Source organism: Burkholderia stagnalis (genome assembly GCF_902830275.1).
In the GTDB taxonomy this organism is placed as follows: domain Bacteria; phylum Pseudomonadota; class Gammaproteobacteria; order Burkholderiales; family Burkholderiaceae; genus Burkholderia; species Burkholderia stagnalis.
Map to the genome: position 1 here is coordinate 535503 of NZ_CADESW010000002.1, position 24152 is coordinate 559654.

Annotated in this window: 21 protein-coding genes, 1 pseudogene and 1 riboswitch; of the genes and pseudogenes, 13 read left to right on the plus strand and 9 right to left on the minus strand. The window is 68.9% G+C overall.

The genetic code is table 11. From position 1 onward, the window contains the following. Positions 1 to 116 precede the first annotated feature (116 nt). A complete protein-coding gene (locus tag HWY45_RS06465; protein WP_059879826.1) occupies positions 117 to 3203 on the plus strand; it encodes a transglycosylase domain-containing protein in 3087 nt (1028 codons plus the stop codon). Positions 3204 to 3215: 12 nt separating this feature from the next. Here HWY45_RS06465 and HWY45_RS06470 read toward each other — a convergent pair whose 3' ends face one another. After that, positions 3216 to 3563 (minus strand): GFA family protein, encoded by a 348-nt coding sequence (locus HWY45_RS06470; protein ID WP_059879830.1) that lies wholly within the window; start codon positions 3561 to 3563, stop codon positions 3216 to 3218. 125 nt (positions 3564 to 3688) lie between these two features. On the opposite strand from HWY45_RS06470, the gene HWY45_RS06475 reads away from it, so the two are divergent. Beyond that, positions 3689 to 3934, plus strand: a complete 246-nt coding sequence (locus tag HWY45_RS06475) for a DUF1272 domain-containing protein (protein ID WP_059879832.1) — start codon at positions 3689 to 3691, stop codon at positions 3932 to 3934. A 124-nt stretch (positions 3935 to 4058) separates the two neighbouring features. Here HWY45_RS06475 and HWY45_RS06480 read toward each other — a convergent pair whose 3' ends face one another. Further along, positions 4059 to 4775, minus strand: coding sequence for a FadR/GntR family transcriptional regulator (locus HWY45_RS06480; protein WP_059879836.1), 717 nt, complete (start codon positions 4773 to 4775; stop codon positions 4059 to 4061). 99 nt (positions 4776 to 4874) lie between these two features. On the opposite strand from HWY45_RS06480, the gene dgoD reads away from it, so the two are divergent. Then, positions 4875 to 6023, plus strand: a complete 1149-nt coding sequence (gene dgoD / locus HWY45_RS06485) for a galactonate dehydratase (protein WP_059566068.1) — start codon at positions 4875 to 4877, stop codon at positions 6021 to 6023. 49 nt (positions 6024 to 6072) lie between these two features. On the opposite strand, the gene HWY45_RS06490 is transcribed toward dgoD, so the two are convergent. After that, complete coding sequence (locus tag HWY45_RS06490) at positions 6073 to 7005, minus strand: CopD family protein (RefSeq protein WP_059879839.1); 933 nt, start codon at positions 7003 to 7005, stop codon at positions 6073 to 6075. Between the two features lie 385 nt (positions 7006 to 7390). On the opposite strand from HWY45_RS06490, the gene HWY45_RS06495 reads away from it, so the two are divergent. The 3 genes from HWY45_RS06495 (at position 7391) to HWY45_RS06505 (ending at position 11061) form a co-directional block, all read left to right on the plus strand. Next, positions 7391 to 8155: a c-type cytochrome gene (locus tag HWY45_RS06495; protein ID WP_059802179.1), complete on the plus strand. Its 765-nt coding sequence runs from the start codon at positions 7391 to 7393 to the stop codon at positions 8153 to 8155. Positions 8156 to 8174: 19 nt separating this feature from the next. Further along, positions 8175 to 9473, plus strand: a complete 1299-nt coding sequence (locus tag HWY45_RS06500; protein ID WP_059566071.1) for a c-type cytochrome — start codon at positions 8175 to 8177, stop codon at positions 9471 to 9473. A 130-nt stretch (positions 9474 to 9603) separates the two neighbouring features. Then, complete coding sequence (locus HWY45_RS06505) at positions 9604 to 11061, plus strand: DEAD/DEAH box helicase (protein WP_059879842.1); 1458 nt, start codon at positions 9604 to 9606, stop codon at positions 11059 to 11061. Here HWY45_RS06505 and HWY45_RS06510 read toward each other — a convergent pair. The 3 genes from HWY45_RS06510 to HWY45_RS06520 all read right to left on the minus strand — a co-directional run bounded on the left by HWY45_RS06510 (position 11055) and on the right by HWY45_RS06520 (position 14403). Continuing rightward, a complete protein-coding gene (locus tag HWY45_RS06510) occupies positions 11055 to 11561 on the minus strand; it encodes a hypothetical protein (protein WP_059879845.1) in 507 nt (168 codons plus the stop codon). The two genes, HWY45_RS06505 and HWY45_RS06510, sit on opposite strands and share 7 nt — an antisense overlap. 69 nt (positions 11562 to 11630) lie before the next feature. Next, positions 11631 to 12458, minus strand: a complete 828-nt coding sequence (locus HWY45_RS06515; protein ID WP_059566074.1) for a ferritin-like domain-containing protein — start codon at positions 12456 to 12458, stop codon at positions 11631 to 11633. A gap of 304 nt (positions 12459 to 12762) precedes the next feature. After that, positions 12763 to 14403: a gamma-glutamyltransferase family protein gene (locus tag HWY45_RS06520; protein WP_059879848.1), complete on the minus strand. Its 1641-nt coding sequence runs from the start codon at positions 14401 to 14403 to the stop codon at positions 12763 to 12765. Positions 14404 to 14619: 216 nt separating this feature from the next. Here HWY45_RS06520 and HWY45_RS06525 point away from each other — a divergent pair, with 216 nt between their 5' ends. Both HWY45_RS06525 and HWY45_RS06530 read left to right on the plus strand, forming a co-directional pair. Continuing rightward, positions 14620 to 15399, plus strand: a complete 780-nt coding sequence (locus tag HWY45_RS06525) for a DeoR/GlpR family DNA-binding transcription regulator (RefSeq protein ID WP_017334115.1) — start codon at positions 14620 to 14622, stop codon at positions 15397 to 15399. 304 nt (positions 15400 to 15703) lie between these two features. Then, complete coding sequence (locus HWY45_RS06530) at positions 15704 to 15901, plus strand: phage tail assembly chaperone (protein WP_026045169.1); 198 nt, start codon at positions 15704 to 15706, stop codon at positions 15899 to 15901. A gap of 65 nt (positions 15902 to 15966) precedes the next feature. Here HWY45_RS06530 and HWY45_RS06535 read toward each other — a convergent pair whose 3' ends face one another. Further along, a complete protein-coding gene (locus HWY45_RS06535; protein WP_059566076.1) occupies positions 15967 to 16320 on the minus strand; it encodes a hypothetical protein in 354 nt (117 codons plus the stop codon). A gap of 375 nt (positions 16321 to 16695) precedes the next feature. Here HWY45_RS06535 and glpD point away from each other — a divergent pair, with 375 nt between their 5' ends. From glpD to HWY45_RS06560, 5 genes and pseudogenes are all read left to right on the plus strand, one after another. Beyond that, on the plus strand, positions 16696 to 18219 hold the full coding sequence (gene glpD, locus HWY45_RS06540; protein WP_059879851.1) for a glycerol-3-phosphate dehydrogenase: 1524 nt from the start codon (positions 16696 to 16698) through the stop codon (positions 18217 to 18219). Positions 18220 to 18300: 81 nt separating this feature from the next. Then, complete coding sequence (glpK, locus tag HWY45_RS06545; RefSeq protein WP_059566078.1) at positions 18301 to 19803, plus strand: glycerol kinase GlpK; 1503 nt, start codon at positions 18301 to 18303, stop codon at positions 19801 to 19803. An 80-nt stretch (positions 19804 to 19883) separates the two neighbouring features. Next, positions 19884 to 20600 (plus strand): MIP/aquaporin family protein, encoded by a 717-nt coding sequence (locus HWY45_RS06550; RefSeq protein WP_059802193.1) that lies wholly within the window; start codon positions 19884 to 19886, stop codon positions 20598 to 20600. Between the two features lie 153 nt (positions 20601 to 20753). Further along, positions 20754 to 21242, plus strand: a pseudogene (locus HWY45_RS06555) (EamA family transporter); the annotation flags it as partial. A 96-nt stretch (positions 21243 to 21338) separates the two neighbouring features. Continuing rightward, the gene (locus HWY45_RS06560; protein WP_059802195.1) at positions 21339 to 22025 is read left to right on the plus strand and encodes an HAD family hydrolase; all 687 of its coding nucleotides are present in this window, start codon (positions 21339 to 21341) and stop codon (positions 22023 to 22025) included. A 165-nt stretch (positions 22026 to 22190) separates the two neighbouring features. Here HWY45_RS06560 and ribB read toward each other — a convergent pair whose 3' ends face one another. Both ribB and HWY45_RS06570 read right to left on the minus strand, forming a co-directional pair. Next, positions 22191 to 22913, minus strand: coding sequence for a 3,4-dihydroxy-2-butanone-4-phosphate synthase (ribB, locus tag HWY45_RS06565; protein WP_059566080.1), 723 nt, complete (start codon positions 22911 to 22913; stop codon positions 22191 to 22193). A gap of 117 nt (positions 22914 to 23030) precedes the next feature. Next, a riboswitch (FMN riboswitch) is annotated at positions 23031 to 23180 on the minus strand. Between the two features lie 176 nt (positions 23181 to 23356). After that, positions 23357 to 24040 carry a helix-turn-helix domain-containing protein gene (locus HWY45_RS06570; RefSeq protein ID WP_059566081.1) on the minus strand — a complete coding sequence of 228 codons (684 nt, stop codon included), beginning with the start codon at positions 24038 to 24040 and terminating at the stop codon, positions 23357 to 23359. Between the last annotated feature and the right edge of the window lie 112 nt (positions 24041 to 24152).

The following is a 24152-nucleotide window of genomic DNA, read 5'->3' on the forward strand; positions in this document are numbered from 1 at the left end:
TGCGCGTTGCGAGCACGCATCTCTGTGTGGAACCGTCCTTGGCAGCAGGCCGTGGACGACTAAACTGGTTCTTAATGGGGTGCGGCCGGAGCCTGCCCCCACAGGGAGACGCCGCTATGAATCGGCCGCTGAATCGAATCCTGCCGCGGGTGACCGGCATTGCGTCGGTCTGGACGTGGATCAAATGGTCGCTGCTGGCCACGGTGCTGATCGCGGTCGCGATCGTCGCCCGGCTGGTGCAGGTCGAAATCGAGACCTCGCGGCTGCAGGCCCGCTACCTGTCCGACCTGACCCGCGACGTCGGCTATGCGGTCGAAGCCGGCGCGAGCGACCACGTGCGGTTCCCGGCCAACGGCCCGTACGACGAACGGCTCGGCTACGCGATGATCCCGGGGTTCCAGGCGCGGCTGCTCGCGCGCGGCTTCGTCGTCAGCAAGCAGGCGCGCGATTCCGAGCGGATGCTCGCGCTCGCCGATCGCGGCCTGTTTCTTCCGTACGACGAAAAGGACCAGACCGGGCTGATGCTGTTCGATTCGACGGGCGCCCCGCTGTTCGCGACCACCTTCCCGCAGCGCGTCTATCGCGACTTCGACGCGGTGCCGCGCGTGGTCGTCGATGCGCTGCTGTTCATCGAGGATCGCTACCTGCTCGACCCGAGCCAGCCGAACCGCAACCCGGCGATCGACTGGGGGCGCTTCGGCCGCGCGATCGTCGACCAGGGCCTGCACGTCGTCAACCGTCATCAGGCGCGGCCGGGCGGCAGCACGCTCGCGACGCAGATCGAGAAATTCCGCCACTCGCCCGGCGGCCGCACCGCGACGCCGCCTGAGAAGCTGCGGCAGATCGCGTCGGCGTCGGTGCGCGCATACCTGAACGGCCCGCAGACGATGGCCGCGCGCCGCACGATCGTCGTGCACTACCTGAACTCGGTGCCGCTCGCGGCGCGGCCGCACATCGGCGAGATCACCGGCATCGGCGACGGGCTCGCCGCGTGGTACGGGCGCGACTTCAACGACGTGAACCGGATCCTCGCCGCGCCCGCCACGGCCGAGAACCTCGATGCGCAGGGCGAGGCGTTCCGCCAAGTGCTGTCGCTGATGATCGCGCAGCGCGCGCCGTCGTATTTCCTGAACGGCGGCTACCCGACGCTACAGCGGCTGACCGACAGCTACCTGCGGCTGCTCGCCGCCGGCGGCGTGATCACGCCCGCGCTGCGCGACGCCGCGCTCGCCGCGCAGATCGACCGCGCAAAGCCGCCCGCTGCGGCGCACGTGCAGTCGTTCATTTCGCGCAAGGCGATCACGTCGGCGCGCGCGTCGCTGCTCTCGGCGCTCGGCCTCGACGATCTTTACCAGCTCGACCAGCTCGACCTGCAGGCGACCAGCACGCTCGACAACGGCGTGCAGCAGGCGGTTGCGGAGCGGCTCGCGAAGGCGGCCACCCGCGACGGCGCGCAGGCCGCGGGCCTGTACGGCTACGAGATGCTCGCGCCGAAGGACGATCCGTCGCACCTCACGTACAGCTTCACGCTGTACGAGCGGCGCAACGGCGCGAACGTGCTGCGCGTGCAGACCGACAGCGTGAACCAGCCGTTCGACGTCAACCGCGGCGGGCGCATCAACCTCGGCTCGACCGCGAAGCTGCGCACGCTGATCACGTACCTGCAGATCGTCTCCGACCTGCACGCGCGCTACGGCGCGCTGTCGAACGCAGCGCTCGCGCGCGTGCGGCCCGACCCGCTCGACAACCTGTCGCGCTGGGCGCTCGACTATCTGTCGCACACGCGCGACCGCTCGCTGCAGGCGATGCTCGACGCGGCCGTCGAGCGCAAGTATTCGGCGAGCCCCGACGTGTTCTACACGGGCGGCGGCGCGCAGGTGTTCAGCAACTTCGAGAAATCGGACAACCACCGGATCCTGACGCTGCACCAGGCGTTCGAGCATTCGGTGAACCTCGTGTTCGTGCGGCTGATGCGCGACATCGTCCACTACGAGATGATCCGCACGTCCGGGCCGTCGACGTCGTGGCTCGGCGATCCGGAACAGCGCCGGCAATACCTACAGCAGTTCGTCGACGGCGAGAGCCAGGTCTACGTGAAGCGCTTCTACACGCGCTACGCGGGCAAGCCCGCGGACAGCGCGCTCGCGCTGATGCTGAAGGACGTGCGCAAGTCGCCGCCGAAGCTCGCGACCGTGCTGCGCAGCGTCGCGCCGAACGAATCGCTCGCGTGGTTCAGCGCGCAGATGCGCGCGCAGCTGAAGGGCACGCCGGCCGCGACGATCGACGACGACGATCTCGCCGCGCTCTACGCGAAATACGCGATCGACCGCTTCAACCTGAACGATCGCGGCTATATCGCGAGCGTGCATCCGCTCGCGCTGTGGACGCTCAACTACCTGCGCGCGCATCCGGACGCGAAGCTCGCCGACGTGCAGCGCGACAGCCGCGACGCGCGCTTCTACACGTACTCGTGGCTGTACAAGACGCGCTACCACGGCACGCAAGACCGGCGCATCCGCCGCATGGTCGAGGTGCGCGCGTACGCGGCGATCAGCAAGTCGTGGCGCGAGCTCGGCTATCCGTTCGCCGAAGTCACGCCGTCGTACGCGGCGGCGATCGGCGCGTCGGGCGACCAGCCGGACGCGCTCGCGAAGCTGATCGGGCTGATCGCGAACGGCGGCGCGAAGGCGCCGACCGAGACGATCTCGCGGCTCGACTTCGCGAAGGGCACGCCGTACGAGACGCATTTCGTGCGCGCGGCGGCGCAGCCGCAGCCGACGCTGTCGCCGGAAATCGTCGACGTCGTGCACGAACTGCTGCGCGACGTCGTGCAGAGCGGCACCGCGCGGCGCCTCGCGGGCGGCATGACGCTGCCGAGCGGCAAGACGCTCGAGGTGATCGGCAAGACCGGCACCGGCGACCAGCGCTTCAACGTCTATGCGCGCGGCGCGCGGCTGATCGAGTCGCGCAAGGTGAACCGCAGCGGCACGTTCGTGTTCATGCTCGGCGACCGCTTCTTCGGCGTGCTGACGGCGACCGCGCACGAACCGTACGCGGCGCGCTACGACTTCACGAGCGCGATGGCGGTGCAGTTGCTGAAATCGATGGCGCCGGCGCTTGCGCCGCTGATCGAGCGGCCGGCCGCGAGCGGCCCGCAGGCCGAGGCGCCCGCGCCGCCGCAGGGGCGCGCGCAGGCGTCGTGAGCGCGCCGCCGCTCAGTGCGAGCGGCCGTCGTAATGCGTGACCGGCAAGGTGTCGACGTCGACGTCGTCGAGGCAGCGCACGTTGATCGCCGCCATCCGGTTGCCCTTCGGATCGGTGCCCTCGCCGAACGTGTGGATCCCGCAGCGCTTGCAGAAGCGATGCTGGATCACGTGCTTGTTGAACGTGTAGGTCGCGAGGTTCTCTTCCGGCGTCAGCAGGTACAGGTTCGTGCGCGGCACGAACCACATCAGCGCGGCCTTGCGCCGGCAGATCGAGCAATTGCACGCCATCACGCCCGTCAAGTCGCCGTCCACCTCGAACTGCACGTCGCCGCAATGGCAGCTGCCTCGGTAAAGCATGGTCGTCTCCTGTCTGGCCCGCTCGAATCGGCGGCCATTGGTCAACTCGCGGTGATGCGCTTACAGTAGCGTGCCGCCGGCGCCCCCGCAACGTCCGGGGCCCATCCACGATCGAGGAGACCGACATGCTTGAACTTCGCCCCGGCTGCGAATGCTGCGACAGGGACCTGCCGCCCGATTCCGCCGACGCGCGGATCTGCACGTTTGAGTGCACGTTTTGCGCCAGCTGCACCGACACGGTCCTGAAAGGACAATGCCCGAACTGCGGCGGCGAACTGGTCGCGCGGCCGCGCCGCCCGGCGAGCCTGCTCGCGAAATATCCGGCGTCGACGCAGCGGGTTCTCAAGCCCAACGGCTGCGCAGCCGCCTGAGCGGCGCTCTCCCGGTCTGAAATCCGGCGTCGACGCAGCGCGCTCTCAAGCCCAACGGCTACGCAGCCGCCTGAGCGGCGCTCTCCCGGCCTCGACGCGGCCCGCCCCGCCCCGCGTCATCCCATCACGTCGACTCGATGCGCGCGCGGGTGACCGCGAGCAGCGCCGCCATCGCGCGGTGCGCGCCTTGCGCGTCGCGCGCGCGGATCGCATCGCACACGGCCAGATGCTCGGCGAGCGACGCGTTGTACACGTCGGCGCGGCGCGCATTCAGCCGCAGCTGCGCCTCGAGCGTGCGGTCGATCAGTGCGCCGAGCGGCACCAGCAGCTCGTTGCCGCCCGCCTCCAGCACGCTCAGGTGAAACTGCAGGTCGGCGCGCACCCATTCGTCGACGTTGCGCGCGTCGGCCATCGCGCGCGCGGCCGCGTCGATCGCTTCGAACGTGTCGGGCCCGTGCGCGCGCGCGGCGAGCGCGGCCGCATGCGGCTCGACCATCTCGCGCATCTCCTGCAGCTTCAGCGCGAACGCGAGCGGCGGCGCGACGCGCGCGTACCAGTCGAGCAGGTCCGCATCGAGCAGGTTCCATGCTCGGCGCGGCCGCACCCGCGTGCCGACCTTCGGCCGCGATTCGACGAGCCCCTTCGAGGTCAGCGTGCGCAGCGCCTCGCGCAGCACCGTGCGGCTCACGCCGAACATCTCCATCAGCTCGGGCTCCCTCGGCAGCAGCGATTCCGGCGGGTAGTCGCCGCGCAGGATCGCCGTCGCGAGCCGGAATGCCGTCTGTCCATGCAGGTCGTGTTGAATGGTCGTTCTCCCGAAATGCGAACAGCCCGGCCCCAGGCCGGGCTGCCCACTATCTGCGCAATAGTGCTATTAATACTATTTTTCGATCGTATCCGCTAGGATAGCCGCAAAGTCCTTCCCCTGGAGACCCGCGTCATGAAGATCACCCGCCTCGAAACCTTCGTCGTCCCGCCGCGCTGGCTGTTCCTGAAGATCGAGACCGACGAGGGCATCGTCGGCTGGGGCGAGCCGGTGGTCGAAGGCCGCGCGCACACGGTCGAAGCGGCCGTGCACGAACTCGCCGACTACCTGGTCGGCAAGGATCCGCTGCTGATCGAGGATCACTGGCAGGTGATGTACCGCGCGGGCTTCTACCGCGGCGGGCCGATCACGATGAGCGCGATCGCGGGCGTCGACCAGGCGCTGTGGGACATCAAGGGCAAGCATCACGGCGTGCCCGTGCATGCGCTGCTCGGCGGCCAGGTGCGCGACCGCATCAAGGTCTATTCGTGGATCGGCGGCGACCGGCCGAGCGACGTCGCGAACAACGCGCGCGCGGTCGTCGAACGCGGCTTCAAGGCGGTGAAGATGAACGGCTCCGAGGAGCTGCAGATCGTCGACACCTACGACAAGGTCGAGCAGGTGATCGCGAACGTCGCGGCCGTGCGCGACGCGGTCGGGCCGCACGTCGGCATCGGCGTCGACTTCCACGGCCGCGTGCACAAGCCGATGGCGAAGGTGCTCGCGAAGGAGCTCGACCCGTACCGGCTGATGTTCATCGAGGAGCCCGTGCTGTCGGAGAACGCCGAGGCGCTGCGCGACATCGTCAACCAGACCGACACGCCGATCGCGCTCGGCGAGCGGCTCTACTCGCGCTGGGATTTCAAGCACATCCTCGCGGGCGGCTACGTCGACATCATCCAGCCCGACGCGTCGCATGCGGGCGGCATCACCGAGTGCCGCAAGATCGCGACGCTCGCGGAATGCTACGACGTCGCGCTCGCGCTGCACTGCCCGCTCGGCCCGATCGCGCTCGCCGCGTGCCTGCAGCTCGACGCGGTCAGCTACAACGCATTCATCCAGGAACAGAGCCTCGGGATCCATTACAACCAGGGCAACGACCTGCTCGACTACCTGCGCAACCCCGAGGTGTTCCGCTACGACGGCGGCTTCGTGACGATCCCGCAGGGCCCGGGGCTCGGCATCGACGTGAACGAGGAGAAGGTGCGCGAGATGGCGAAGACCGGCCACCGCTGGCGCAACCCGGTGTGGCGCCACGCGGACGGCAGCGTCGCCGAGTGGTGATGGCGGGCGCGGCGCCGCGCGGGCGCCGCGTCGTTCGATAACGCCGGCGTCAGCCGAGCGCCGCGAAGCCCGGCACGCTGGCGGCCAGCACCGCGGCCGCGACGAACACGCCGAGCATCGTCAGCCCTTCGAGATGCAGGACGTTGCGGAACGTGTGCGCGTCCTCGGTCGACGCGGTGCGGCGCAGGCGCGGCAGCGCGGAGAAGCGGTTCAGCCCGCCGAGCATCAGCGCAAGCGCAATCAGCAGCGCCTTCAGCAGCAGCACGCGGCCCCACGCGCTGCCGTCGAGCGGCGCGAGCGAGCCGCCGAGCCCGCGCAGCGCGTTGAGCGCGCCGGTGCCGAGCACGAACACCACCGCGACGATCGACGTGCGCGACAGTTGCTGCCCGATGCGGATCAGCGCGCCGCGCGCGACCGACGAGCCGAGCGCCGGCAGCACCGCGAGCCCACCCGCGAGCACGAGCCCGCCCCACACCGCGGTGACGAGCAGGTGCAGCGTCTGCACGGCGGCAGCCGCCGAGAACAGGCCTGTGTCGGCCACGTGGCCGAGCAGCGCCTTGCCGGCCGCGATCACGATCACCGCGAGCCACAGCACCGCATACGCGAGCGGGCCGTCCGGCCGCAGCAGCGCGGCGACGGCCAGCACGAGCGCGCCGCCGAACGCGACACTCCACGCGAAGCCCGCGTGAGTTTGCGCGAGCACCGTCGGAATCGCGCCGAAGGCGCCGCCGAGCCCCGCGCCGCTCATCGCCGCCGCTTCATAGACGAGCCAGCCGAGATCCGCGAGCACCAGCACCGCGGCCGCCGCCGCGAGCGAATGCTGCGCGCGCAGCCAGGCCGGATGCGACGGCGCGATGACGGGCCGCGCGCCGTCCTTCGCGAGCCAGCCCTTGAGCAGCGCCGAACCCACCGCCATCGCGAAGGCGGCGTCCATCAGCGCGGCGAGCGCGACCTGCCCGATCCACAAGCTGTCGACTCTCATCGCGCACGCCCTCCGTTGCGGCCGCAACGGGACGGCATGCCGGCGGCGCGGCGGCGGGATGGACAACGGGAGGCGGGCAACGGCACGGTAGAAAACGTCATCGATGAATCCGGAAACAGGGGGGAACGACACGATCTGCGGCGGAGGCGGCGCCGCGCGACCCGCGAGTGTACGGTCTTCGATGGCCAAAACGCACGCCGGTTCACACCGGGACCACACGACGCGCGTCAAATTGTCGCAAGTCGCAAACAGACAGGAATCGATGACTATTAGCCAAATAGCCGTCATTACCCATCGATGATAGAATGCCGCGTCGCAGCAGCCCGGCTGCCCCTGCCTTCATGCCGAGCCGGTCGTAGCCCGGACAGGTCCCCGACGAATAATCATGGAGTCTCGTGTGTCTTCAAGACGCCTCTTCCGTCCGCTGCTCGCCGTTCTGTTGATCGGCGGAGCGGGCCTTATGAGCGCTGCCCAAGCGCAGACCAAGCCCACGGAGCAAGCCCAGGCCCATCAGGCGCCGCTCAAGGCGCCCGATACCATGGCCGAGCGCGTGCGCGGCTGCACGGCCTGCCATGGCGTCCATGGCCAGGGCACGGACAACGATTACTTCCCGCGTCTTGCCGGCAAGCCGGCCGAGTACCTGTACAACCAGCTCGTCAACTTCCGTGACGGCCGGCGCAAGTACCCGCCGATGAACTATCTGCTGACGTACCTGAACGACGACTACCTGCGCGAGATCGCCGAGCACTTCTCGGCCGAACGCCCGCCGTACCCGGCGCCGGCGAAGCCGAGCCTGCCGGCCGCGACGCTCGCGCGCGGCAAGCAGCTTGCGACGCAGGGCGATCCGTCGCGCAAGCTGCCGGCCTGCGTGGCCTGCCACGGCGCGACGCTCACCGGCATGCAGCCGGCGATCCCGGGCCTTGTCGGCCTGCACGCCGACTACCTGAGCGCGCAGCTCGGCGCATGGCGCTCGGGCAACCGCCACGCGAAGGCGCCGGATTGCATGCACGACATCGCCGCCAAGCTTTCCGACGAAGACGTGACCGCCGTGACGGCATGGCTCGCCGCCCAACCGGCGCCCGCCAACCCCGTGCCGGCCCCGGCCCGCGCGATGAAGACTCCGCTTGCCTGCGGCAGCGAACCGCAATAAGGCTAGGGAGACAGACACAATGAAACGCAAGTCCCTGTTTGCACTCTCGGCTGTCGCGATCGTCGCGGCAGCGGCCCTCGTGCCGGTCCTGTGGCCCGGCAACGACACGCTGCACGGCGCCGCCGCCGTCGCGGCCACGCCGGCCGACCAGGCCGCGCTGATCAAGAAGGGCGAATACCTCGCGCGCGTCGGCGACTGTATCGCGTGCCACACCGTGCGCGGCGGCAAGTCGTTCGCGGGCGGCCTGCCGATGGCGACGCCGTTCGGCACGATGTACACCCCGAACATCACGCCGGACGACCAGAACGGCATCGGCAAGTGGACGTCGGACGACTTCTACCGCGCGATGCACACGGGCCGCTCGAAGGACGGCAGCCTGCTGTACCCGGGCTTCCCGTTCGCGAGCTACACGAAGGTCACGCGCGCGGATTCCGATGCGATCTACGCGTACCTGCGCTCGGTCGCGCCGGTGTCGGTGCCGAGCCGTCCGCATGAACTGAAGTTCCCGTTCAACAACCGCAACCTGCTGATCGGCTGGCGCACGCTGTTCTTCAAGGAAGGCGAATACAAGCCGGATCCGACCAAGTCGGTCGAATGGAACCGCGGCGCGTATCTCGTCGAAGGCCTCGGCCACTGCTCGATGTGCCACACGTCGATCAACATGATGGGCGGCCCGGTGAACTCGTCGGCATTCGCCGGCGGCCTGATCCCGCTGCAGAACTGGTACGCGCCGTCGCTGACGAACGACAAGGAACTCGGCCTCGGCGACTGGCACGTGCAGGAGCTGTCCGACCTGCTGCAGGCCGGCGTGTCGCAGAAGGGCGCGGTGTTCGGCCCGATGGCGGACGTGGTTCACAACAGCCTGCAGTACATGAGCGACGAAGATACGCGCGCGATGTCGACGTACCTGAAGTCGATCCCGCAGAAGGCTGAAGCGCCGAAGAACATGCAGTACGAGCCGTCGAAGCAGTTCGGCAACGTGCTGCTCGAGCAAGGCAAGAAGATCTACGCGGACAACTGCGCGACCTGCCACGCCGAAAACGGCCAGGGCAAGCCGCCGGCCTATCCGCCGCTCGCGCAGAACCACTCGATCATGATGGAATCGGCCGTGAACCCGATCCGCATGGTGCTGAATGGCGGCTATCCGCCGAGCACGTTCAAGAATCCGCGTCCGTACGGGATGCCGCCGTTCGCACAGTCGCTGTCGAACCAGGAGGTTGCGGCAGTCGTCTCGTACATCCGGATGTCGTGGGGCAACAACGGTTCGCCGATCTCGCCGCAACAGGTGAGCGACCTGCGTTCCGCACCGCTCGACTAAACGACGCGTAACGCAAACGGGGCGCGGCTGCGGGAAACCGCGGCCGCGCCCTTTTGTCTTTTTGCGACGCCATTCCCCGCGCAGGCCGCGCGAGGCGTCGCCGACCATAACACCCAAGAGCCGTATCTATATGTCTTTCGAATCCCTCGGCCTGGCCGAACCGCTCGTCAAGGCGGTCAATGAGCTGGGCTATACGTCCCCCACCCCGATCCAGTCGCAGGCGATCCCCGCCGTGCTCGGCGGCGGCGACCTGCTCGCCGGCGCGCAAACCGGCACCGGCAAGACCGCCGGCTTCACGCTGCCGATCCTGCAGCGCCTGCACACCTTCTACGCGGAACACCACAACGCGAAGCGCGCGGTGCGCGCGCTGATCCTCACGCCGACGCGCGAACTCGCCGCCCAGGTCGAGGAAAGCGTGCGGGCGTACAGCAAGTACCTGAAGCTGCGCTCGACCGTGATGTTCGGCGGCGTCAGCATCAATCCGCAGATCGATGCGCTCCGGCGCGGCGTCGACATCGTCGTCGCGACGCCGGGCCGCCTGCTCGATCACATGCAGCAGAAGACGATCGACCTGTCGAATCTCGACATCCTCGTGCTCGACGAAGCCGACCGGATGCTCGACATGGGCTTCATCCACGACATCAAGCGCGTGCTCGCGAAGCTGCCGCCGCGCCGCCAGAACCTGCTGTTCTCCGCGACCTTCTCCGACGAGATCAAGGCGCTCGCCGACAACCTGCTCGATTCGCCGGCGCTGATCGAGGTCGCGCGCCGCAACACGACCGCCGAATCCGTCGCGCAGAAGATCCACCCGGTCGACCGCGACCGCAAGCGCGAGCTGCTCACGCAGCTGATCCGCGAACACAACTGGTTCCAGGTGCTGGTCTTCACGCGCACCAAGCACGGCGCGAACCGGCTCGCGGAGCAGTTGACCAAGGACGGCATCAGCGCGATGGCGATCCACGGCAACAAGAGCCAGTCGGCGCGCACGCGTGCGCTGTCGGAGTTCAAGAACAACACGCTGCAGGTGCTCGTTGCGACCGACATCGCCGCGCGCGGCATCGACATCGACCAGCTGCCGCACGTCGTCAACTTCGACCTGCCGAACGTGCCGGAAGACTACGTGCACCGGATCGGCCGCACCGGCCGCGCGGGCGCGACGGGCGAAGCGGTGTCGCTGGTGTGCGTCGACGAGAAGCAGTTGCTGCGCGACATCGAGCGGCTGATCAAGCGCGAGATTCCGCAGGAAGTGATCGCGGGCTTCGAGCCCGATCCGAACGCGAAGCCGGAGCCGATCCAGCAGCGCCGCGGCCAGCAGCCGCGCGGCGGTAATGGTGGCAATGGCGGTGGCGGCGGCGGCGGCAATCGCGCGCCGCGCGGCGGCGCGTCAGGCCAGCCGGCCGCGAAGCGCGACGGCGCCGCGCAACCGAAGGCCGCTACGGCGAAGGCCGCGAAGCCGCGCAATTCCGGCAATTCGGGCAACGGCGGCCGCCCGGGCAACGGCGGCGGCAATGCGACCCGCCCTGCCAGCGGCAACGCCGCGCACGCGAACCGCAACCGTTCGTCGCGCAGCGGCCAGCGCGGTCACTGAAGCCGCGCGGCTGCGCGCCGCAGGTGCTCGACCTGGCGCTGCCAGCGCTCGAGCACCGCGGTGCGCGCCCCTTCCAGCGCAAACGTGACGCCCGTCGCGAGACGCGCATAGCCGACCCGCTGCGCATCGCCGTGCGCGATCGTCGCAGCGAATCCGGCCAGCCCGCCGAACGCCCCTTCGAGCGGCGCGACCTTCAATTGCGCCTGCAGGAACGCACCGTCGTCGACCAGCGTCAACGCGGCGGTGCGCCGCTGCGCGAGCGCGCGCGCCGCACGCGAGCTCGGCCACAGCGCGAGCAGCAGCACGCGCGCATCGCGCGCATAGATTTCGCCGACGCTGAGCAGCGTCGTGCGCAGCTGGCCGTCGTCGGTCGCGACGATCAGCTGCGCCGCGACATCGGCCTTGCGGTCGAGCGCGGTGCCGTCGAACAGCGACACGACGGACGGCGGCCACGCGTCGAACGTCCATTGCTCGAGCGCGTGGCGATGCGAATCTGTCATGATGGGGCGGCCTCGTCGAATGGCGGATGATGGCGCAGCATACCCGCGACCGGCCGGCCCGTGGCGGGATCAGCGGAAGAACACGTGCTGCGTGAGCTTCGTGAGCGGATAGTGGATGCCCGGCTGGATCTTCGCGGGCAGGTCGAGCGGCTTGAGCAGCATCTTGATGCACATGTCGGCCGACAGGTTGCGCCGCACGAGCGAACTGATGCGCGCGACCCGCGCACGGCTGTATTCGCTGTCGCCGATGCGGTCCGGATAGCGGATCGCGAACACGTGTCGCAGCGCGATCTCCGAATCCTCGTTCTTGATTTCCATCACGCGGCGCATCAGCGCGCCGAGCACGGCGAGCCGGCCATTGCCTTCGAGCCGGTTGTACTTCTTGAAATATTTGAAGAAGTGCTTGTAGTGGCGCACTTCGTCGGTGCGGATGTTGTCGGTGATTTCCTTCAGCACGGGCTCGTCCGAGCACTCGTTGATCGCGCGATAGAGCGTGGCCGTGCCCGTCTCGACGACGCAGCGCGCGACCATCTCGAGCGCGCGGGTTTTCTCGAACGCGTCGATCGAGCAGGTCTTCGAATACTCGTCGAAGAAGTTCGCGAACGCGGTATCCCAGTCGAACTCGGGCCACACGTGCGCGATATACGCCTTCAGCGCGCGGCCGTGCTGCAATTCTTCGTGCTCCCATGCATTGTTGAGCCACGCGGATACTTCCGGATCGTCGTTGAAGAACTCGCTCAGGTTGCTCGTGTAGAGATCCGAACCGCTCTCGATGAACGACGCCGCGCACAGCAGCAGCAGCAAATCCTCGTTCGCCGCGGCGCGCTGACGATCGATCCGGTTCAGGTCGATGTCCTCGATTCGCCACGGCATGACATGCGTCGTTTCAGTGTGCATGGTGTTGCGCTCCCAGTCGCCCCATCCGGCGACCGACCCACGCCCGCGGCGTGGGCGCCGGCCTTTTCGAATGCGGCGTGATGCTTGACGTTATTAGGAATGGGTCCGGCCGAACCATGCAGGCATCTTAGCCGGACTTCGATGATCGTGCTTCAGAGCACTGACCATGCCCGGACGGCGCAGTTCCGCGCCGTTCATTGCCGTTCGTTAGACAAGTCCTTCGAACACGTCTCGCGCGAACGCAACGGGCGGCCGCCTGGCCGCCCGTTCGTCATGCCCGCTGGAAGCGAACCGTCAGAAACCGTCAGAAGCCGGCCGCCTGCCCGTCGCGCCGGCTGTCGCTCGCGGCCACGTAGCCGCGCTCGGGATCGTCGCGGTCGAGCCGCCACACGAACTGGCCCGAGCCGAAATCCATGTAAGGATCGTCGATCGACTGGATCGTATGGCCGCGCGCGGCGAGCGCGTCGACCGTCGCGCGCGCCATCGTCGATTCGACGTCGAGCGTGAAATCGCGGTTGACCTTCCAGCGCGGCGCGTCGCACGCGGCCTGCGGCTGCTGGCCGTAGCCGAGCATCCGCACGACGGTCTGCAGATGGCCCTGCGGCTGCATGTCGCCGCCCATCACGCCGAAGCTCATCACCGCATGGGTGCGCCCGTCGACCTCCTCGGTCACGAACGCCGGAATGATCGTGTGGAACGGCCGCTTGCCGCCCGCGACGACGTTCGGCGACGCAGGGTCCATCGAGAAACCGTGCCCGCGGTTCTGCAGCGCGATCCCCGCGCCGGGCACGACGAGCCCCGAGCCGAAGCCCATGTAGTTGGACTGAATGAAGCTCACCATCATCCCGCGCTCGTCGGCCGCCGACAGGTAGATCGTGCCGCCCGACGGCGGCCGGCCGTGGCCGAAGTGCGTCGCGCGCGCCGGGTCGATGCGCTTCGCGCGCTCGGCGAGGTAGGCATCGTCGAGCATCTGCGCGGGCGTGACCTCCATCGCGCGCGGGTCGGCGACATAGCGGTAGACGTCGGCGAACGCGAGCTTCATCGCCTCGATCTGCAGGTGCTGCGACTCCGGCGAATCGACCGGCCACTCGGCGGCGCCCGCCTGCTCGGCGATGCCGAGCGCGATCAGCGCGGCGATGCCCTGCCCGTTCGGCGGAATCTCGTGAATCGTGCAGCCGCGATAGCGCTTGCCGATCGGCTCGACCCATTCCGGACGATACGCGCGCAGGTCGGCTTCGGTCAGCGCGCCGCCGCCGTCGCGCGCGAACGCCGCGATGCGCTCGGCGAGCGTGCCCTCGTAGAACGCGCGCGCGCCGTCCTTTGCGAGCGTGCGAAGCGTGCGCGCATGGCCGGGCAGGCACACGCGCTCGCCCACCTCGGGCGCGCGGCCGCGCGGCATGAAGGTGTCGGCGAAGCCCGGCAGCGCGTGCAGCTCGGGCACGGCGGCCGCCCACTTGTGCGCGACGATCGGCGGCACCGCATAGCCGCGCTCGGCGATCTCGATCGCCGGCTCGAGCAGGTCGGCGAACGGCAGCGAGCCGAACTTCGCGTGCAGCGCCTCCCAGCCCGCGACCACGCCCGACACCGTGACCGTGTCCCAGCCGCGCGTCGGCTTGCGTGCGCGGCCGTGCGCGTCCTCGCCGTGGCGGCGGCGGAAGTAGTCGACGTTCCACGCGGCCGGCGCGACGCCCGACGCGTTCAGCCCGTGCAGCGTGCCGCCATCCCATACGAGCGCGAATGCGTCGCCGCCGAGCCCGCACGACACCGGCTCGACCACCGTGATCGCCGCCGCGGCCGCGAGCGCCGCGTCCACCGCGTTGCCGCCCTTCCACAGCATCCGCAGGCCCGCCTGCGCGGCGAGCGGGTGCGACGTCGACACCACGTTGCGGGCGAACACCGGGATGCGCGTGGTCGGATACGGGTTGTGCCAGTTGAAGCCAGTCATCGGTTCCACCTCGTCGGAAGCTGAAGGGGCGCGGGCGAGCGCGCGGGCAATCCGCCATTGCAGCGCGAGCGGCGCGGTCCGGCAAATTCATTTGTCACATGAATCCATGCATGCCGCGCATGAATGCGCCGACGACGCGCCGGCCGGCGGCGTCCGGCATGCCGGCCGAACGCCCTTACAATACCCGCTCCGTCTTCACGACTTCGCCACCGAGCCATGACCCGAGACCCCCGCCTCACCCTCAACGCGCGCCAGCAGGAATTGCTCGAATGGGTGCAGCGCGACGGCTTCGTGACCGTCGACGATCTCGCCGCGCATTTCGCGGTGACGCCGCAGACGATCCGCCGCGACGTCAACTGGCTGGCCGACCTCAACCTGCTGCGCCGCTACCACGGCGGCGCGAGCCTGCCGACGAGCTCGGAGAACGTGTCGTACACCGCGCGCCAGCGGATGTTCCACGACGAGAAGCGGCGCATCGCGGCGCTCGCCGCGTCGCACATCCCCGACCAGGCGTCGCTGTTCATCAACCTCGGCACGACCACCGAGGAGGTCGCGCGCGCGCTGAACCGCCATCACGGGCTGCACGTGATCACCAACAACCTGAACGTCGCGTCGATGATGAGCGGCTACCCCGACTGCGAGGTGCTGATCACGGGCGGCATCGTGCGGCCGTGGGACAAGGGGATCGTCGGCGAGCTCGCGATCGACTTCATCCGCCAGTTCAAGGTCGACTACGCGATCATCGGCACGTCGGCGATCGAAACCGACGGCACGCTGCGCGATTTCGACACCCGCGAGGTGCGGGTCGCCGAGGCGATCATGCAGCATGCGCGCACCGTCTACCTCGTGGCCGACCACTCGAAGGTCGGCCGGCCGGCGCTGGTGCGCCAGGGCCACCTGAGCCAGGTGCATGCGCTGTTCACCGACAAGCCGCTGCCGCCGGAGATGGCGGAGACGGTCGCCGCCGCCGGCACCCAGGTGTACGTCGCCGAATGACGGCGGCGATGCTGCACCGCACCTGAAACTTCAAGTGAAATCAAGAAGTTGGCGCGGCAACCGAACCGCTCGCGGCACATTCTTCTGTCAAACGGAAAATTAACGGGGCGCGATTTGGCGTTGCCGAATCGCTCGACTAGACTCCAGTTCCCCGGCCCGTTCGCTCGTTCCCGCCTGTGCCCAGGCGCGTGCGAATCGCATGGCCGGCGAATGCAGCTTTTCCCCCCAAGCCATACCCCGCCGGGTATCGCGCGTCGGCCGCGGGGCCGGATGCGCGGGCAGTCCGAATGCCATGGAGAGAACGATGCTGAGTCCGCATGAATTCGCCACGCTATTGCTTGTGAAGGATGCTCCCGATCAGGCCAACATGGATCGCGATGAGCTCGACGCCCTGCTCGAGCAGCAACTCGTCCGCCTCGAAGGGCTCGGATCGGGACGCAAATACTGCGTGACCGAGACGGGTGACGCGGCGCTGCGTTCCATCAAAGTCCGCTATTCCTGACCTGACCGCGCGCGCCGGCCCGCCGGCCGCGCTGTTCCCCTCCCGCCTGCCGCCACCCGCGACGCTCAGCCGCCGCGCAGCGTCGGGTCGACCGCCGCGCGCCAGCTGATGGCCTTCGCGCGCGCGTCGTTCAGATACGCGACCCAGCCGGCCCGCGCCGGCGCATCCGGCGCCGCGTAGCGCGCCGAAAGTTCGTTTACGAACGCGCAATAGTTCGCTTCCGACACCCCGCGATACCGCTTCGCCACATACGCGTCGTACAGCGCCGAATAGACCGGCTGCGCATCCGCGCCCCAGTCGCGCGCAGCGCCGCCGCATGAAGTCTGCAGCGTCGCGAACGACGGCCCCCGCCAGCTGCCGTCGAGCGGCGGCGTGCCGACGCAGCCCGCCAGCAGCACGGCGAACGCGCCGGCCCACATCCCCAGGGTCTGTTTGCATATGGAACGCACATGCGATTTCGGGCATTCCCCTGGAATGGCTTTTTTAAAGTTTGGGGTTGCCACGAGAACGGCCGCTCGCCGCGTTGCGCTCCTCGCGAATACGTCCAGTATTCGCGGCGTCGCGCGCCTCGCGAGCGGCCGTTCTCGTGGCAACGCATGTGCTTTCCATATGTAAACAGACCCTGGTCGCATGATTCACCTCGAAAAACGGTCGATTCGCCCAGTATCGTCCCGGATCGCGGAATGCGCCACCCGCCCCTCTTTATCGAACTTTACTTTTTCGAATTCGTTCGTTAAATTTCGAATCCGAACATTTTGTGTTCGTCAATTTCCATCAGACGATAAGGACAGCAGGTGACCCAACCGAATCGCTACGATCTGCTCGTCGTCGGCGGCGGCATCAACGGCGCGGGCATTGCGCGCGATGCGGCCGGCCGCGGCCTGTCGGTCCTGCTCTGCGAGCAGGACGATCTCGCGTCGCACACGTCGTCGGCCAGCACGAAGCTGATTCACGGCGGCCTGCGCTATCTCGAGTACAAGGAATTCGGGCTCGTGCGCAAGGCGCTGCAGGAGCGCGAGACGCTGCTGCGCGCGGCGCCGCACATCATGTGGCCGCTGCGCTTCGTGATGCCGCACATGCCGAACCTGCGCCCGGCCTGGCTGATCCGCATCGGCCTGTTCCTCTACGATCACCTCGCGAAGCGCGAGCTGCTGCCCGGCTCGCGCGGCATCGACATGCGCCGCCATCCGGCCGGCGCGCCGCTGATCGATTCGATCAAGCGCGGCTTCGTGTATTCCGACGGCTGGGTCGACGATGCGCGCCTCGTCGTGCTGAACGCGCTCGACGCGAAGGAGCGCGGCGCCGAGATCCTCACGCGCACCAAGCTGGTGTCCGCCGAGCGGCGCGGCGACGAATGGGAAGCGCGGCTGCAGCACGCGGACGGCTCGATCCATGTCGTGCATGCCCGCGCGATCGCGAACGCGGCCGGCCCGTGGGTCGGCGACGTGCTGCACGGCGCGCTCGGCCGCGGCGCGCAGCACAGCGTGCGCCTCGTGAAGGGCAGCCACATCATCACGCGCCGCCTGTTCGATCATGATCACGCGTACATCTTCCAGAACCCGGACAAGCGGATCATCTTCGCGATTCCGTACGAGCGCGACTTCACGCTGATCGGCACGACCGACGTCGAATACACGAGCGATCCGGCCAAGGTCGCGATCGACGGCAACGAGACGCAGTACCTGTGCGACTCGATCAACCGCTACTTCAAGCGCAAGATCGCGCCGGCCGACGTGCACTGGACCTATTCGGGCGTGCGCCCGCTGCTCGAGGACGAGAACGCGGCGAACGCATCGGCCGTCACGCGCGACTACCGCCTCGAGCTGGACGACGGCGCGGGCGCGCCGCTGCTGTCGGTGTTCGGCGGCAAGATCACGACGTTCCGCAAGCTCGCGGAAGAAGCCGGCGACATGCTGTGCCGCGCGCTCGGCCGCGACGCCGCGCCGTGGACGGCCGGCGCGCCGCTGCCGGGCGGCGACATCGCCGATGCGAAGTTCGACGTGTTCGCCGGGCAGTTCGCGAAGCGTCACCCGTGGCTGCCCGCCGCGCTCGCGCGCCGCCTGGCGCGCGCGTACGGCACGCGCGCCGAGCGCGTGGTCGGCGGCGCGAAGTCGCTCGCCGAGCTCGGCGCCGAAATCGCGCCCGGCATCCACGAAGCCGAACTGCGCTACCTGCGCGACGTCGAATGGGCGACCCGCGCGCAGGACGTGCTGTGGCGCCGCTCGAAGCTCGGCCTGCACGTCGCGCCGGGCACGCTCGACACGGTGACGGCCGCGCTCGACGCGTGGTTCGCCGCCGCGCAAGTGCATCACGCCTGACCGATTCACGACTCACCCAGACGCGCCGCCTTCGTGCGGCGCGCATCACAACTAAGCCAATTACGGATGGAGATGAGAGACATGCAGGATCAGTACATTCTCGCGCTCGACCAGGGCACGACGAGCTCCCGCGCGATGCTGTTCGATCGCCAGGGCAATATCGTGTCGACTGCGCAAAAGGAATTCGAGCAGATCTACCCGCAACCCGGCTGGGTCGAGCACGACCCGCAGGAAATCTGGTCGACGCAGGCCGGCGTCGCCGCCGAGGCCGTCACCCGCACGGGCCTGAACGGCACGTCGATCGCCGCGATCGGCATCACCAACCAGCGCGAAACCACGATCGTCTGGGATCGCGAGACGGGCCAGCCCGTCTACAACGCGATCGTCTGGCAGGACCGCCGCACCGCCGACTTCTGCGACGCGCTGAAGGCGCAGGGCCTCGAGGCGAAGGTGCGCGCGAAGACGGGCCTGCCGATCGACGCGTACTTCTCCGCCACCAAGATCCGCTGGATCCTCGACAACGTGCCCGGCGCGCGCGACAAGGCGCAGCGCGGCGAGCTCGCGTTCGGCACCGTCGACAGCTGGCTCGTGTGGAACTTCACGAAGCACGAGCTGCACGTGACCGACGTGACGAACGCGTCGCGCACGATGCTGTTCAACATCCACACGCGCCAGTGGGACAACGAGCTGCTCGAACTGCTCGACATCCCGCGCAGCATGCTGCCGGAAGTGAAGGCATCGTCGGAGATCTACGGCCACACGAAGACCACCGTCTTCGCGTCGAAGATCCCGCTCGCGGGCATCGCCGGCGACCAGCAGGCCGCCCTCTTCGGCCAGATGTGCACGACGTCGGGCATGGTGAAGAACACCTACGGCACCGGCTGCTTCCTGATGATGAACACCGGCAGCAAGCCGATCGAGTCGAAGAACAACCTCGTCACGACGATCGCCTGGCAGATCGGCGACGACGTGCAGTACGCGCTCGAAGGCAGCATCTTCATCGCGGGCGCGGTCGTGCAGTGGCTGCGCGACGGCCTCGGCATCATCAAGAGCGCGGCGGAAATCGAAGCGCTCGCGGAAAGCGTGCCGCACACCGACGGCGTGTACCTCGTGCCTGCGTTCGCCGGCCTCGGCGCGCCGCACTGGAACGCCCGCGCGCGCGGCTCGCTGTTCGGCGTCACGCGCGGCACGACGTCCGCGCACCTCGCGCGCGCGGCGCTCGATTCGATCGCGTACCAGTCGCTCGACGTGCTCGCGGCGATGGAAGCCGATTCCGGGATCAGCGTCGGCGAACTGCGCGTCGACGGCGGCGCCAGCGCGAATAACCTGCTGATGCAGTTCCAGGCGGACCTGCTCGGCGTCGACGCGGTGCGTCCGCAGATCACCGAGACGACCGCGCTCGGCGCGGCCTATCTCGCGGGCCTCGCGATCGGCTACTGGAAGAACCTCGACGAACTGCGCAGCCAGTGGCAGCTCGACCGCCGCTTCTCGCCGTCGATGCAGAAGGAGCAGGTCGAACGCTGCATGTCGGGCTGGCAGCGTGCGGTGCGCGCCGCGAAGGCGTGGGCCGACGACACCCAGTAACCGTCCGCGGCAATCACGCAATACAACAATGCAGGCGGGCCGCGCGACGCGCGAGTCCGCCGCAACCTACGAGAGACAACATGTCACCTTATTTCGCAGAATTCATCGGCACCGCGATCCTCGTGCTGCTCGGCAACGGCGCGGTCGCCAACGTGCTGCTCGCCAACACCAAGGGCAAGGGCGCCGACCTCATCGTGATCGTGTGGGGCTGGGCGATGGCCGTCTTCGTCGCCGTGTACGTGACCGCGTCGTTCAGCGGCGCGCACCTGAACCCGATCGTCACGGTCAGCCTCGCGCTCGCGCACAAGTTCGCGTGGTCGAAGGTCGGCGGCTACATCCTCGCGCAGATGCTCGGCGGCATGGCGGGTGCGCTGCTCGTGTGGCTCGCGTATCGCCAGCACTTCGCGAAGGAAGCCGATCCGGACCTGAAGCTCGCGGTGTTCTGCACCGCGCCGGCGATCCGCAGCGTGCGCCACAACGTGCTGACCGAAGCGATCTGCACGTTCGTGCTGATCCTCGGCGTGCTGTATCTCGCGTCGCCGCAGGTCGGCCTCGGCGCGCTCGACGCGCTGCCGGTCGGCCTGCTCGTGCTCGGCATCGGCATCTCGCTCGGCGGCCCGACCGGCTACGCGATGAGCCCGGCGCGCGACCTCGCGCCGCGCCTCATGCACGCGCTGCTGCCGATTCCCGGCAAGCGCGACAGCGACTGGCGCTACGCGTGGATTCCGGTGATCGGCCCGCTGCTCGGCGGGTCGCTCGCGGCGGGGCTGTACCTGTCGCTGCACGTGCCGCACTGACGCACCCGCTACGCAGACGCTGCGCGCGTCGACACCCGACAGCCCGCGCGCCGCAAGGCCGCGGGCTGTTTTTCATCCGCCCGGCGCCGACCGCAGCGTCTTCAGCTTTGCGCCCGCATCGGCGAGCGCCGCGGGCGCCACCGGCGCACCGCGCTCGTCGGCGCCTGCCTCGCGAGCATCTCGCAATCCTCGGACGGGCACCCCGAATCGGCGACGTCGATCGGCTTTGCGCTGCTGTCCGCGCTGATGTTCGGGCTCGGGTTCTGGCTGCAGGGCGCCTTCGCGGTCAAGAGCCTCGGCGTCGTCAGCGCGCTGTGGATCTACTGCCTGACCGCCGTCGTGATCCTGTTCACGACGCTCGCGCAGCGGCGCAAGCTGGCCGCGCTGCCGCGCTCGATCGTCGCGCCGATCATGTCGATCAGCCTGTTCAGCCTGCTCGGCTTCTGCACGCTCGCCTACGGCGCGACCACCGGGCACGTGGCGATCGTCACCGTCCTCAGTTCGCTCGCGAGCGGCGTCAGCGCGCTGCTCGGCTTCTTCGTGCGCGGCGAGCGGCCGAGCGCGCTGCAGTGGCTCGGCATCGCGACGATCATCGCGGGCGTGGTGATGCTCAAGCCGACGCCGCAGGCGCTGATGGGCTGAGTGGCGGATCGCGCACTGCGGCGTTGTCAGCACGCGCGTGAAAGCACGTATCATGGCGGCTGAAGGGCGTCGCCGACGCCCTGCTTCTTCACCGCCATGCTCGATCACCTCATCTGCGACTGCGACGGCGTGCTCGTCGACAGCGAAGTCATCGCCGACCGCGTACTCCTCGAAACGCTGTCCGCCACATTCCCGCACATCGATTTCGAGGCCGCCGCGAAAACCGCGTTCGGCCAGCAGACGTCGCGCTTCCTCGCCGGCCTCGAAACGCGCTACGGCATCACGATGCCCGGCAACTTCATCGAGACCATCGAGCACAACATCGAAGCGGGGCTCGCGCAATCGCTCGCGCCGATCACCGGCGTGCGCGACGCGCTGCTGCAAGTGGGCCTGCCTGCGGCGGTCGTGTCGAACAGCCGCCTCGCGCGCGTGCGCAGCTCGCTGAAGCGCGCGGCGCTCACCGAGATCTTCGGCGAGCGCGTATTCAGCGCCGAGCAGGTCGCGCGGCCGAAGCCCTACCCCGACGTCTACCTGCATGCGGCAAGCACGCTCGGCGTTGCGCCGGCGCGCTGCATCGTCGTCGAGGACAGCGTGTCGGGCCTGAATGCCGCGCGCGCGGCCGGCATGAAGACGATCGCGTTCGTCGGCGCGAGCCACATCCCCGACAATTACGCGGACGCGCTGCGCGCGATGGGCATCACGCGGATCATGCGCCACATGGACGAGCTGCCGTCGCTCGTCGCCGCCGGCATGCGCGGCGAGTTCGGCGACGTGCAGTCGTAATTCCGGCGACGCCTCCTGCGGGCGCGGGCGCGTCGCTTGTCATGCGTCGCGATGCGAGCGCGGCGCGCGATGCGCCGCGCGGGACGCAGTGGTCAGTCAGGCCACCGGGGCGCCCCTTCAACCGGCTGGGGATTCGTCGGGAACGGATGAGCCCCGGCCGTTCGATCAGGCTTCGCTGAGGCAGCCTTCGCGCGCGGCCGCCAGCGCCTCGCGAAACTCGACCAGCTCCGCGATCGTCAGCATCGGCAGGCCGTGCTGTTGCGCGAAACGCGCGACGTCGTCGCCGCGCGTCATCGTGCCGTCCGGGTTCATCAGCTCGCACAGCACGCCGGCCGGCTTCAGCCCCGCGAGAATCGCGAGGTCGACCGTGCCTTCGGTGTGGCCGCGGCGCGCGAGCACGCCGCCCGGCTGCGCGCGCAGCGGGAACACGTGGCCCGGGCGGACGATGTCGTGCGGCACCGCGTCGTCGGCGATCGCCGCGCGGATCGTCGTCACGCGGTCGGCCGCCGACACGCCCGTATGCACGCCTTCGCGCGCCTCGATCGACACCGTGAACGCCGTGCCGTTGCGGCTCTCGTTGGTCTGCACCATCGGCGGCAGCTCGAGCGCGCGCACCTTGTCGTCGGTCAGGCACAGGCAGACGATGCCGCTGCACTCGCGGATCAGCAGCGCCATCGTCTCGGGCGTGATGCGCTCGGCGGCGACGATCAGGTCGGCTTCGTTCTCGCGGTCGTGATCGTCCTGCAGCACGACCGCGCGGCCCGCGCGCAACGCGTCGAGCGCGGCGGCAATGCGCGGCGGCACCGGTTCGGCGTCGAGCAGAGGAAGGTCGGCGAAGGCGTCGGCGGGCGCCGACGAACGGGGCAAAGCGGCAGAGGTAAAGGACATGTGAAACGCTCCTCGCAATTCGATGTGGGCGAAAAACGTTTCAGGGCATTGCAAACAGACAGAACGACGATCCGCCTCGCGCGCGGCGCAAAGCGGCCCTGACGGACATGACTATCTGCACATCTTCTCTCATCCGGACTGTGACCGTCGGCTCTGGCATTCGACCAGATCTGCTGACCCCGCGCAGGCTGCGCGGGCGCTCGCGGGCTCGCCGGCTTACGCCAGCCTACCGCCGGTGGGGAATTCCGCCCCGCCCTGAAGACGCACTGATTGCCGGAAAAACCGGCCGGCAAAGCATACAACAGCTGCACGCGCGGCGCAGCGAACTTCATGCAAGACCTTACTGACGACGCCGTCTAACGACATCGTCCGAATGGACTGGCGCGGCCAGCTAGGCGGGGCCGCCCAGGCGCGGCCGGCAAGGTATCGCCGGCCAGGTGCGCCTAGCCCGCCGCCCGCGCCGCATCCGGCACGAGCCAGCGCGGCGGCACCTCCGGGCTCACCGTCACGCGAAACGCACGCGCCTCGCTGTCGCCCGGGTTGCGCAGGCTGTACGGCTGGTCGGCGTCGAACACGATCGCATCGCCGGTCGCGAGCAACTGGCGGCGCTCGTGCACGCTCACCTCGAGCGTGCCCTCGCTGACCACGAGGTTGACCGTCGTACCCGGCGCGCGGCGCGCGCCCGGCTCGGTGTGCAGCGGCGCGATCCGCAGCTCGTGGAACTCGGCCGCGGCCGGCTCGCCTTCCGGATAGAGCGCGCGCGCCGAGAAGCGCCCGTTCGAGCTGACGACGCGCGATGCGCGCTCGGCCGCGAGATGCTCGAAGCCGTTCACCGCATGGCGGCGCAGGAACGCCGCGACGGACACCTTCAGCGCCGCGGCGATCTTGCACAGCACCTTGATCGACGGCACGCTGCGCGCCGACTCGATCTGCGCGAGCATCGCACGCGACACGCCGGACAGCCGCGCGAGCGCATCGAGCGACAGTTGCCGCTCGGCGCGCAGCCGCGCGAGATTGACGCCGACGACCTGCTCGAGCACGTCGAGCGACGCCTGCGTCCGGACATCGACGGCATTGCCGGACTCCACGGAAGACACATCGCGCACCAGCGCCAGGGGTGAATACATTGCATTGCCTCCGGGCCGCGGCGCGGCCCTGCGAATGATGGGGTAAGCCGGATGAGTATCGGGTTGCGCCTCGATCGAAGCGCGTACCGAGACGCTATCACCCGGCTTTCCA

Bases quoted from the DNA above. Each gene is read 5' to 3' on its own strand.
- dgoD (WP_059566068.1), top strand. From the start codon at position 4,875: ATGAAGATCACCCGCCTCGAAACCTTCGTCGTCCCGCCGCGCTGGCTG.
- HWY45_RS06490 (WP_059879839.1), bottom strand. From the start codon at position 7,005: ATGAGAGTCGACAGCTTGTGGATCGGGCAGGTCGCGCTCGCCGCGCTG.
- HWY45_RS06560 (WP_059802195.1), top strand. From the start codon at position 21,339: ATGCTCGATCACCTCATCTGCGACTGCGACGGCGTGCTCGTCGACAGC.
- HWY45_RS06465 (WP_059879826.1), top strand. From the start codon at position 117: ATGAATCGGCCGCTGAATCGAATCCTGCCGCGGGTGACCGGCATTGCG.
- HWY45_RS06510 (WP_059879845.1), bottom strand. From the start codon at position 11,561: ATGACAGATTCGCATCGCCACGCGCTCGAGCAATGGACGTTCGACGCG.
- HWY45_RS06475 (WP_059879832.1), top strand. From the start codon at position 3,689: ATGCTTGAACTTCGCCCCGGCTGCGAATGCTGCGACAGGGACCTGCCG.
- HWY45_RS06570 (WP_059566081.1), bottom strand. From the start codon at position 24,040: ATGTATTCACCCCTGGCGCTGGTGCGCGATGTGTCTTCCGTGGAGTCC.
- HWY45_RS06535 (WP_059566076.1), bottom strand. From the start codon at position 16,320: ATGTGGGCCGGCGCGTTCGCCGTGCTGCTGGCGGGCTGCGTCGGCACG.
- HWY45_RS06505 (WP_059879842.1), top strand. From the start codon at position 9,604: ATGTCTTTCGAATCCCTCGGCCTGGCCGAACCGCTCGTCAAGGCGGTC.
- glpK (WP_059566078.1), top strand. From the start codon at position 18,301: ATGCAGGATCAGTACATTCTCGCGCTCGACCAGGGCACGACGAGCTCC.
- HWY45_RS06500 (WP_059566071.1), top strand. From the start codon at position 8,175: ATGAAACGCAAGTCCCTGTTTGCACTCTCGGCTGTCGCGATCGTCGCG.
- HWY45_RS06550 (WP_059802193.1), top strand. From the start codon at position 19,884: ATGTCACCTTATTTCGCAGAATTCATCGGCACCGCGATCCTCGTGCTG.
- ribB (WP_059566080.1), bottom strand. From the start codon at position 22,913: ATGTCCTTTACCTCTGCCGCTTTGCCCCGTTCGTCGGCGCCCGCCGAC.
- HWY45_RS06515 (WP_059566074.1), bottom strand. From the start codon at position 12,458: ATGCACACTGAAACGACGCATGTCATGCCGTGGCGAATCGAGGACATC.
- HWY45_RS06530 (WP_026045169.1), top strand. From the start codon at position 15,704: ATGCTGAGTCCGCATGAATTCGCCACGCTATTGCTTGTGAAGGATGCT.
- HWY45_RS06495 (WP_059802179.1), top strand. From the start codon at position 7,391: ATGGAGTCTCGTGTGTCTTCAAGACGCCTCTTCCGTCCGCTGCTCGCC.
- HWY45_RS06520 (WP_059879848.1), bottom strand. From the start codon at position 14,403: ATGACTGGCTTCAACTGGCACAACCCGTATCCGACCACGCGCATCCCG.
- HWY45_RS06525 (WP_017334115.1), top strand. From the start codon at position 14,620: ATGACCCGAGACCCCCGCCTCACCCTCAACGCGCGCCAGCAGGAATTG.
- HWY45_RS06470 (WP_059879830.1), bottom strand. From the start codon at position 3,563: ATGCTTTACCGAGGCAGCTGCCATTGCGGCGACGTGCAGTTCGAGGTG.